Annotated in this window: 9 protein-coding genes; 8 read left to right on the top strand and 1 reads right to left on the bottom strand. The window is 58.1% G+C overall.

What is annotated here, in order from left to right; all coding sequences use genetic code 11:
- Positions 1–503: 503 nt before the first annotated feature.
- Positions 504–1226 carry a GntR family transcriptional regulator gene (locus tag SFLMC1_RS05205; protein ID WP_152074118.1) on the bottom strand — a complete coding sequence of 241 codons (723 nt, stop codon included), beginning with the start codon at positions 1224–1226 and terminating at the stop codon, positions 504–506.
- A gap of 206 nt (positions 1227–1432) precedes the next feature.
- Here SFLMC1_RS05205 and SFLMC1_RS05210 point away from each other — a divergent pair, with 206 nt between their 5' ends.
- The 8 genes from SFLMC1_RS05210 (at position 1433) to SFLMC1_RS05245 (ending at position 9980) form a co-directional block, all read left to right on the top strand.
- Positions 1433–2425 (top strand): SIS domain-containing protein, encoded by a 993-nt coding sequence (locus SFLMC1_RS05210; protein ID WP_152074117.1) that lies wholly within the window; start codon positions 1433–1435, stop codon positions 2423–2425.
- 353 nt (positions 2426–2778) lie between these two features.
- Positions 2779–3861 (top strand): DMT family transporter, encoded by a 1083-nt coding sequence (locus tag SFLMC1_RS05215; protein ID WP_187323868.1) that lies wholly within the window; start codon positions 2779–2781, stop codon positions 3859–3861.
- A 183-nt stretch (positions 3862–4044) separates the two neighbouring features.
- Positions 4045–4968: a PTS mannose/fructose/sorbose transporter subunit IIAB gene (locus SFLMC1_RS05220; RefSeq protein WP_154063913.1), complete on the top strand. Its 924-nt coding sequence runs from the start codon at positions 4045–4047 to the stop codon at positions 4966–4968.
- A 36-nt stretch (positions 4969–5004) separates the two neighbouring features.
- Complete coding sequence (locus SFLMC1_RS05225; RefSeq protein ID WP_152074114.1) at positions 5005–5799, top strand: PTS mannose/fructose/sorbose/N-acetylgalactosamine transporter subunit IIC; 795 nt, start codon at positions 5005–5007, stop codon at positions 5797–5799.
- A gap of 13 nt (positions 5800–5812) precedes the next feature.
- Positions 5813–6646, top strand: a complete 834-nt coding sequence (locus tag SFLMC1_RS05230) for a PTS system mannose/fructose/sorbose family transporter subunit IID (protein WP_152074113.1) — start codon at positions 5813–5815, stop codon at positions 6644–6646.
- Positions 6647–6844: 198 nt separating this feature from the next.
- Positions 6845–7828 (top strand): SIS domain-containing protein, encoded by a 984-nt coding sequence (locus SFLMC1_RS05235; protein WP_226814256.1) that lies wholly within the window; start codon positions 6845–6847, stop codon positions 7826–7828.
- A gap of 160 nt (positions 7829–7988) precedes the next feature.
- Positions 7989–8618, top strand: coding sequence for an HAD family hydrolase (locus SFLMC1_RS05240; RefSeq protein ID WP_187323869.1), 630 nt, complete (start codon positions 7989–7991; stop codon positions 8616–8618).
- A 354-nt stretch (positions 8619–8972) separates the two neighbouring features.
- Positions 8973–9980, top strand: a complete 1008-nt coding sequence (locus SFLMC1_RS05245) for a YitT family protein (protein WP_152074111.1) — start codon at positions 8973–8975, stop codon at positions 9978–9980.
- Positions 9981–10104: the final 124 nt, after the last annotated feature.

Consider the following 10104-nt stretch of genomic DNA (forward strand, 5'->3'; position numbering starts at 1 on the left):
TAAAGGCCGCCGCGAAGGATGTGAATCCCTTCGCGGCGGCCTTTGCGTTGGGCCGTTCGATTGATAGGTTCAACCTGCGGATGTAGCAAAACTCCAGATAAAACCGACCAAAATAAACCTGTCCCTTTTTAGTAGGGTTTTGGCTGTCTTGCGGTATCAAATCGCCGCAAGAAGCGCGGCGTTCGTACGCTTTTTTGACTCGAATCGTCCCGTCGAGACACCTTGCGAGCTAAGTGAGTAGACTTTTTGGCGCAAGGCGAGCACAAAGCGTATCTGCTTTAGTAAAACCGCAGGTCACAGAGGTGGCTGTTTTGGGTGTGCTCGGCAGGTCGCGAAAAGTCTACTCACTTAGGCTTACGGTGCTGGATATTCTGAGCAGGAACAGTTGAGCTTGGACGGCGCGTATTGCCAGGCGATGCCGGCACTTGCGCCATGCTGGCTTGAGATTTTATAAAAACCGCAGGTAAAACGCATATTAGTTAGTTTTCGCCTCGTTTAGTGCGCTAACCGATGGGTTCGGTGTATTTGGCGCGGTCGGTGCGTTGGATGCGCTTGGAGACATGGAGCGGGCGGCCGTCGGTGTCGTAGACGTAGTCGGTGATTAGGATTAGCGCCTGCCCGCGCTCGACGTTGAGTAAAAACGCCTCGTTTTGCGAGGCATAGCACACCTCAAAGGTCTTATGTCCCTGTGCCGGCGCACGATGGAACTCCTGGCGCAGCGTGGCGTAGAGTGAACCGTTGATATCGCGATCGATGAGCGACCCAAAGCTTGGCGGCAAATAGGTAGTCTCCAGGCACAGTGGCGCATCGTCCAGGTAGCGCAGGCGGACAAGTTTGACGAGCTTGCTGCCCATGGCGGCGTCAAAGAACTTAGCTATGCTGCCGGCCGCCTTGGCATAGCCCGAGTCCACGGTGCGCGTGGTGGGCTTCATACCCTGACCCTGCACCTGTGCCGTGTAGCTCGAAAACACCAGGTTGTTCTCGTGGAGCGCTGGCGTGTCGGCCACAAAGGCGCCGCGCCCGCGCTCGGTACGAATCAGACCCTCGTCAACTAACACCTTAAGCGCGTGGCGCACGGTGCTGCGCGAAAGCCCCGATTCGCCCATGAGCTCCATCTCGGACGGCAGCTTGTCTCCGCGCGCGTAGATGCCGGCGGCGATGCGGTCACGCAGCGTACCCGCCAAGCGTTCGTATTGGGCTAAGTTCTTTTTTGACGAAGTGCTCATGCGAACAACCTGTATCTAACTTGTATGCTTACTGAACTAAGCATGTATCCAACATGACAATAAAACCGCTGGTAATTGATTGTCGATAACTTTACCAGCATAATTTCTAAGACAAATATAGCATACAACTAGTCGACATCGCTAAAACATGTATGTAACTTATATGCCTGTGATGAGCATCAAACGAGAAGAAAGGCTGATGCACGATGACTACTCAGGAACAGGTTAAGGATGTCGTCTCCCAGGTTTTGGCTGACAAGGCAGACAAGGGCGGCATCAAGCGCGTCGTGTGGATCGGCGCCGGCGGATCCAACGGCGGCAACTATCCTGCCCAGTACTTTATGGAGCACGAGGCCACGCAGGTCGTGAGCTCCAGCTACACCAGCAACGAGTTCGTGCACGCCACCCCGGCCTACGTCAACGAGAACACCCTGGCCGTCGTCGTGTCCATGCGCGGCACCAAGGAGACCATCGTCGCCGCCCAGGTCGCCAAGGACCACGGCGCCAGCACCATCGCCATCTATGTTGACGAGTCCGGCCTCACCGAGGTCTGCGACTACAAGATCCAGTACGACAGCCTTGCCATCGACGAGTCCTGCATGGGCCGCACCAACTCCGCCGTCGTGACCATGATCGCCATGGAGCTCACGCAGCAGACCGAGGGCTATGCCGAGTACGAGACCGCTATGGCCGCTTTCGACTTGGTCGACCCCATCTATCGCAAGGCCGTCGAGTACACCCGTCCGCTTGCTGCCAAGTGGGCCGAGCAGAACGCCGACAAGCCCTGCATCAACGTCATGGCTCAGGGTCCGCTCTTTGGTGCCGCCTACGTCTTTAGCATCTGCAACGTGCAGGAGATGCTGCAGATCGACTCCTGCACCATCAACACCTGCGACTTCTTCCACGGTCCCTTCGAGATCTTGGACAAGCGTACCTCGCTGTTCCAGCTCATCAGCGTCGGCCGCAGCCGCTGCAACGACGAGCGCGGCATCCGCTTCGTCAACCAGTACGGTGGCGAGCGCGTCTATCAGCTCGACGCCAAGGAGCTCGGCCTCAACGACATCAAGGACAGCGTGAGCGAATACTTCAACCACCTGATCTTTGCGCCGATTCTCAACAACGTGTACATGCGCGCGCTCTCTGCCGTCACCCACAAGGACTACATGACGCGCCGCTACATGTGGAAGCTCGAGTATTAGGTCCGCCGTTCTACCGAACGGCGGACCAGCCGACGCTGCGCGGGCCGCATTTGGACAATCTGACGTTCAACTTCAAGGGCGCGACCAGAAGGTCAGCGCCCTTTCGTTTCACGTCACCTTGCCTCAAATGCGACCCGCTCGCTGACTTATGCTCAACCAGCGGTGCCTTAGACGTTGGTGTACTCATTGGGGACGTTCTTGGATGATTAGTCATCCAAGAACGTCCCCAATGAGTACCCAATGAGTATGTGGGGAAGCATATTTTCCCGTTCGCCGATTTCAGTCTTGATAAATGTATATAACGACTATAACGTAGCATGAAACATATTGGAAACAATACAGAGGAGGCTGCGTTGAAGAAAAGCAATCTGGGCTATGTGCTGGTGCTGATCGCCGCGCTTATGTGGGGCACCATCGGAATCTTTGTTAACGGAATATCGGCCCTGGGCGTTTCGTCCCAGAGCATGGCTGCCTTTCGCTTGTTGGTCGGTGCGCTTATCTTGGAGCCGGTCCTGATGTTTATGGGCTGCCGTTCGGGTGAGGGGTCTACCGTGGCTCAGGGCCCACTGGCTCTGTTCAAGGCAAGCCCTAAAGAGCTCGTTCCCTGCGCGCTTGTCGGTATCGTCGGTTTGGCCGCCGCTAACACCTGCTATTACGAGTGCATGGGCGAGGTGGGTATGTCCACGGCCTCGGTGCTGCTCTACACCTCGCCGGTGTTTGGCGTCATGCTCGGCCGCGTGCTTTATCGCGAGGACGTGACCCCCAACAAGCTCGTCGCCATCGTCTTCAACACTGTGGGTTGCGTGCTCGCGGTGACGAGCGGCGACCTGTCCGGTTTCCATTTCTCGGCTTGGGGCGTCGCGTCGGGTGTGATCGCTGGACTTTGCGGTGCACTGCTGGCTGTGTTTAGCCGTATGGCCACCAAGACGCTGCATCCGCTGGCGGTGACGTTTTGGGGCTTTGTCTTTGGCGGATGCTTTATGGCAGCGCTTTCGGCTCCGTGGTCCGATATGGCCTCGGCTATGTCCCCGCAGCTCATTTTGCTGTTCGGGGGCTTTGGCTTTATTCCGACAGCTCTTGCGTACATCTTCTATATGCAAGGCCTTTCGATGGATCTTGAGACGTCGAAGGTGCCGGTCGTGGCTTCGTTCGAAACCGTGGCGACCGTTCTGGTCGGTATTGGCGTCTATGCCGAGTCCTCCGGCGCGATCAAGGTCCTGGGCATTGTGCTGGTGCTCATGTCCATCCTGATTATGAACACCGACCTCTCCAAGCTGCGCAACAGCGTCATTGTCAAACGTATTGTCGAGAGCATGACCTTTAAGCCCAACGCGTGGTGGACGGAGAAATCGCAGGACATGGATCTGTTCCGCGAGCGCACGGGCATTGCTCTGGAGCCCACCGTGCAGGAAAGCCCCTGGTACTTCGTGCGATAGAAGATTGCGCGCAGGGTCTGACTTGGGGTTATCCAGCCAGCGCCGGCATACCCAGCCCCAACGTTTCAAGTACGTTAAACCCGTCAACGGTCGATTTTCACCCGCAAACGGTCTTTATACTAATTAGCAATATAAGCAACGTATAAGACGTTATAATGACCATAATGAAAAGGAGGAGGCAAGATGAATCAGATCATTCTCGCATCTCATGGTGGCCTGGCTGCAGGCGCCAAAGACACGCTCGAGATGGTTCTCGGCGACGTGTCGAACGTCCACGTCGTGTCGCTTGCTCGTGACGACAAGGAACCCATCACCAATAAGGTTGAGACTATGATCGCCACGTTCAATGCGGACGACACCGTATATGTGCTAACCGATATGCTCGGCAGCTCGGTCAACAACAGCGTGGTCGAGCTTTCCCGCAACGGTGCGGCATTCACGGTGATCAGCGGTTTCAACATTCCGCTGGCGCTGACGCTCGCTATGAGCCCCGTCCCCATCAAGGGTGCCGAGCTCGCGGCCCTCATCAACGAGGCCCGTACCGGTCTGACCAACCCCAACGCCCCGGTCGAGGTTGCCGCGGCTCCCGCCAAGAAGGCCAAGGTGCCCCGTCACAGCTCCGGTCCCGCCAAGATTGTCCTCGCGCGTCTTGACTACCGTCTGCTGCACGGCCAGGTCGTTTTTACCTGGACCACCAAGGTTCAGGCTGAGCGCATCATCGTCGTCGACAACGCTGCCGCCAACGATGACATCAAGAAGGACGCTCTTAAGCTGGCCAAGCCCCAGGGCGTTCGCCTGAACGTCTTCACCGTCGAGCGTGCCCTCGTCAAGATGGACAAGCTCAACACCCTCGGCGAGCGCGTCATGTTCATCTTTGGTAACACGGCCGAGATGCTGCGGTTCTGCCAGGGCTACAAGCTCGACGCCATCAACCTGGGCGCCACTGCCAACCACGACGGTGCCGATCAGATTGGCGGCAAGGACAGCTCCGTCTTCTTCGACGCCACCCAGAAGGCCGACGTCAACCAGCTGCTCGACATGGGCATCAAGCTCTACGTCCAGCAGACCCCTCCATATCAGAGCGTCGACATCGACGCCAAGCTGTGATCAACCAGGCCTTTGCCTGACTGAAAGGAGAAGGGTATGAATACGTTCATCAGTGCGGTGCTCGTCGGCCTCGTCGGCGTGTTCTGCATGTGGGACTCCCGCCTGCTCGGTCGTCTTAACTTCGAGCAGCCCCTCGTTGGCGCTACGCTCGTCGGTCTGCTGCTGGGCGATGTGCCCACCGGCCTTGCCGTCGGTGCCGCCGTCGAGCTCGTGTCCATGGGCCTGGTGCAGGTCGGCGCCGCCGTTCCGCCCGATATGGTCCTGGGCGGCATCGTGGCCGCTGCCTTTGCGTGCCTGACCGATGCTTCTGCCGAGACCGCCATGACGATCGCCATCCCGGTCGCCGTCCTGGGTCAGCTTCTCGGCATCGTGTTCCGTTCCATCATCGCCGCCCTCACCCATGTGGCGGATAGCGCGATCGATAGCGGAAAGTTCAAGACCGCTTACCGTATGCATATCTGCGCCGGCTCTGGTCTGTACGCCGTCATGTACTTCCTGCCGATCTTCCTCGCTGTCTTTGTTGGCACCGACCTGGTTCAGGCCATCGTCAACATGGTTCCCGAGTGGCTGTCCACTGGTCTTAACGTTTCGACCAAGATCATGACCGCCTACGGCTTGGCCCTGCTGCTCACCATGATGATCAAGAAGGGTATGACTCCGTTTCTGTTCATCGGCTTCCTGCTCGCCGCTTACCTCAAGCTGTCCGTCATCGCGGTCGCTCTGATCGGTGTGTGCCTGGCTATCATCTTCATGGGCTTCAAGTTCAACGGTTCCCATGCAGCTGCTGGTGTCGATTCCGACTACGATCCGCTCGAAGACGACGAAGACTAAGGAGGAACACACTATGGCAACCGCAACCAAGGACGTGTCCCTGAACAAGAAGGTTAGCCAGTTCTTCTGGCGCTCCTGGGCCATCCAGGCCTCTTGGAACTACGAGCGTCAGATGAACATGGGCTTCCTCTACGGCATGGTTCCCACGCTCGACCGCCTCTATCCGGATGAGTCCGACCCCAAGCAGCTCGCTGCTAAGAAAGAGGCTTACCACCGTCACATGGCGTTTTACAACTGCACTCCGCAGACGAGCGCTTTCATCCTGGGCCTCGCCGCCTCCATGGAGGAGGAGTACGCCAAGGATCCCGAGAACTTCGATCCCGATTCGATCAACGCGGTCAAGACCTCCCTCATGGGCCCGCTTTCCGGTATCGGTGACTCCTTCTTCCAGGGCACCATCCGCGTTATCGCCTTTGGCCTGGGTGTTCAGCTGGCTCAGCAGGGCTCCATCATGGGCCCGATCCTGGCCATGCTCATCTCCATCGTCCCTTCTGTGCTGATCACTTGGTTCGCAGCCAAGATGGGCTATCAGGGCGGCCACGAGTACCTGAGCAAGCTCCAGGGCGGCGACCTCATGGAGAAGCTCATGTATGTCTGCGGCATCGTGGGTCTTATGTCCGTGGGCGGCATGATCGCCACGCTGATCGGCGCCACCACCCCGCTGAAGTTCGCTGAGGGCACCGTCGTGATCCAGGACATCCTGGACGGCATGATGCCCCAGATGATCTCCCTTGGCCTCACTGGCCTTATGTACTGGCTCATCAAGAAGAACGTCAACACCGGTTGGCTTCTCGTGATCGCCATCGTGGGCGGCATCGCCCTCTCCGCGGCCGGCATCCTGGCCTAGTCGCGGCCAAGCGCCTAACCGCTTTCTCCCGGGGGCCTGCCTGGCATCCCATACCCCAGGCAGGCTCCCATCCCTAAATGTGTCAAAGGGACAGTCCCTTTGACACATTCTCAACGGGCCGGCGACTCGGTCCAAATCACGGTAACCCTGTGTGCGTCCGGCAAAGTGGCGCCGCAAAAAACGAAAGGAATGTGTCAGATGTACGAGATCGACCTTAACCTCCCTAAGCAGATCGTCGCTGACGTCCTGTCCAACCACGAGATCCACAGCGTCGCCTTCGTCGGCTGTGGTGCCTCCATGTCCGACCTCTACCCCGCCAAGTACTTCCTGGCCAACAACACGGACAAGCTGAACGTTCAGATCTTCACCGCTAACGAGTTCAACTACGACACGCCTTCCTGGGTCAACGAGCACACCTTCGTGATCACCTGCTCCCTCGGTGGCTCCACGCCCGAGACCGTCGAGGCCAACAAGACCGCCAAGAAGCACAACTGCCCGGTCGTTTCCCTCACCAACAAGGCTGGCTCCGCTCTGACCGTCGACGCTGACCACGTCATCGTTCACGGCTTCCACGCCAACTACGCTGCCAAGTGCGAGAAGCCTGGCTACGCCATCGCTCTTGCTCTCGAGATTCTTCAGCAGACCGAGGGCTATGACCACTACGAGGACATGATCACCGGCCTCACCAACGTTTTCGATCTCTGCGAGAACGCCGCTCAGCACTGCAAGAAACTCGCCAAGAAGTTCGCCGAGGACTTCAAGGACGACAAGATGATCTACTTCATGGCTTCCGGTGCCTCCGAGAAGATGGCCTATTCTCACGCCGCCTTCCTGTTCACCGAGATGCAGTGGATCGACGCCGCCGCCTACAACACCGGCGAGTACTTCCACGGCCCGTTCGAAGTTTCCACCGAGGGTAAGCCCTACGTCTTCTTCATGTCCGATGGCGCCACCCGTCCGATGGACGCCCGCGCCCTCACCTTCCTTGAGCGCATGGGCGCCAAGGTCGCTCTGATCGACTCCAAGGACTACGGCCTAGCTGACGCCGTGCCCGCGAGCGTCGTCACCTACTTCAACCCGCTGCTGCACCTCGCCGTTATGCGCGAGTACGGCAACCAGATCGCCGAGGCTCGTCAGCACCCGCTGACCATGCGTCGCTACATGTGGAAGCTCTCCTACTAATCACAAGTAAGTAGACCTTACGGGTTGATTGAGAGGGGATGGGGTTTGCACCCCATCCCCTTTTTTGCTCTGGGGAGGGCGTGTCTGTCGCGCTATAAAACCCCAGATAAAACCTACCAAAATAAACCTGTCCCTTTTTGGCAGGTGGGAGGAGATGCGTATGATCAAGGCAGTGCTGTTTGACATGGACGGCGTGCTGGTCGATACCGAGTGGTTCTACAACCGTCGTCGCGTGGCGTTTATGGAAGAGAAGGGCTTCCACTTTGACGAGATCCCCGATCTTTCGGGGTCTAACGAGCCTGCCATTTGGGAGGCGCTGGTGCCCGCCGATGTTGAGCTGCGCGAGCGCCTGCGCGTGGAGTACAAGCAAGTCTACAGCCCGGACCATCCCGTTCCGTATGCCGAGCTGCTCAACGAGCAGACGGGGCCGGTGATGCGTGAGCTGCACGAGCGCGGCGTAAAGTGTGCCATCGCGAGCTCGTCCTATCGCGAGCTCATTGACGAGCTGGTGGAGATTGCCGGTATCGCTGACGTGCTGGACTACACCATCAGCGGTCACGAGTGCAGTGCGTTTAAGCCCGACCCCGAGATTTACCTGCGTGCCATGGAGGCGTTGGGTGTTGAGCCTGCCGAGTGCCTGGTTATCGAGGATTCGCCTTTGGGTATCGAGGCTGGCAAGCGCTCTGGTGCTCGCGTTCTGGCGCTGCGTCCGCACGAGGGCGTCAACCTGGATCAGTCCGCCGCCGACGTTGTCATCGACAACCTGTCCGACATTTTGGCCGCTTTGTAGTGTCAATCTGCCGCGAGAAGCACTGGTTCACGCGTCATTTGCTGCGGATTGGCTTAATTTGGCATCAATTTAGATCCGTTTGGCTTCGACTCAAGCTAAGTGAGTAGACTTTTTGGCGCAGGGCGAGCACAAAGCGTATCTGCCTTAGTAAAACCGCAGGTCACAGGGGTGGCGGTTTTGGGTGTGCTCGGCAGGTCGCGTAAAGTCTACTCACTTAGAATTTGGGCTCTTCGTTGTGGGGTTGCCGGTCCCGTTTTGGTTGTCGAGAGAGGGTGAATTGAAGCGTCCCCGCGCGCTCCATGCTACAATCGCCGGCATGCCCCACAACTACATCTGCCCTTGAAAGGAGCCTACGTGGCGAACGCCATCGATCAGCTCACGGACCGCGTGCTCGTGCTCGGCCGCCTCATCATCGTTCGCCGCGCCATCACCGCCGTGGCGGTCATAATTTCCGCCGTTCTCCAGACATTCCTGATCCAGGCGTTCATTCAACCCGCCGACCTGCTTCCGAGCGGCCTCACCGGCGTCGCGGTCCTACTCGATCGCGTTACCTCGCTGGGCGGCGTTCGTATCGACATCTCGCTCGGCATGCTCGCGCTCAACATCCCCGTGGCGCTCCTATGCTGGAGCGGCATTAGCAAGCGCTTCGTCATCTTCTCAATGATGCAGGTCATGCTCTCGTCGCTGTTCCTCAACGTCTTTCACTTCGCGCCGTTTTTGGGCGACAAGATCATGCTCATTATTTTTGGCGGCGTGGTCTCGGGTCTGGGCGCTGCCATCGCGCTTAAGTCCGGCGCATCCACCGGCGGTACCGACTTTATCGCGCTGTGGGTTTCCAACCACACGGGTAAGACCATCTGGGGTGTTATCTTTGGTTTCAACTGCCTTATCCTGGCAATCTTTGGTTTTATGTTTGGCTGGGACAACGCAGCGTACTCCATCGTGTTCCAGTTTATTTCGACCAAGACCATCGACAGCTTCTATCGTCGCTACGACCGCGTGACGCTGCAGATCACGACGCGTAAGGCGGACGAGGTCATGACCGCCTATGTTGACCATTTTCAGCATGGTATTAGCTGCGCCGAGGTCATCGGCGGATATAGCCGCGAAAAGATGTACCTGCTGCACGCCGTTGTCTCGACCTACGAGAGCCAGGACATTATCAAGCTGGTGTGCGACATTGATCCCGGCGCTGTGATCAATGTGTTCCATACGCTCAACTTTGTGGGCGGCTGGTGGGGCGGTCATGTCGACGAGCCCATGCCCACGGCCGTACCCGATCCCGACAAGCCCGCGCGCATGGCCGGCAGGCAGGCGCGCCTCATCGAGCAAGACAGCCTGCAGCAGGACGACGGCAAGTAGGGTTTTGGCATTTTGCCGGCCCGACGCAACCCTGTCCGCTTGAGCCCCTCGAAGGCCCCGTTGCTTTCGAGGGGCTTTCGTTTGCCCAGATAAAACCTACCAAAATAAACCTGTCCCTTTTTGG

The sequence above is a fragment of the Collinsella aerofaciens genome (assembly GCF_901212495.1).
Taxonomy (GTDB): Bacteria; Actinomycetota; Coriobacteriia; order Coriobacteriales; family Coriobacteriaceae; genus Collinsella; species Collinsella aerofaciens_H.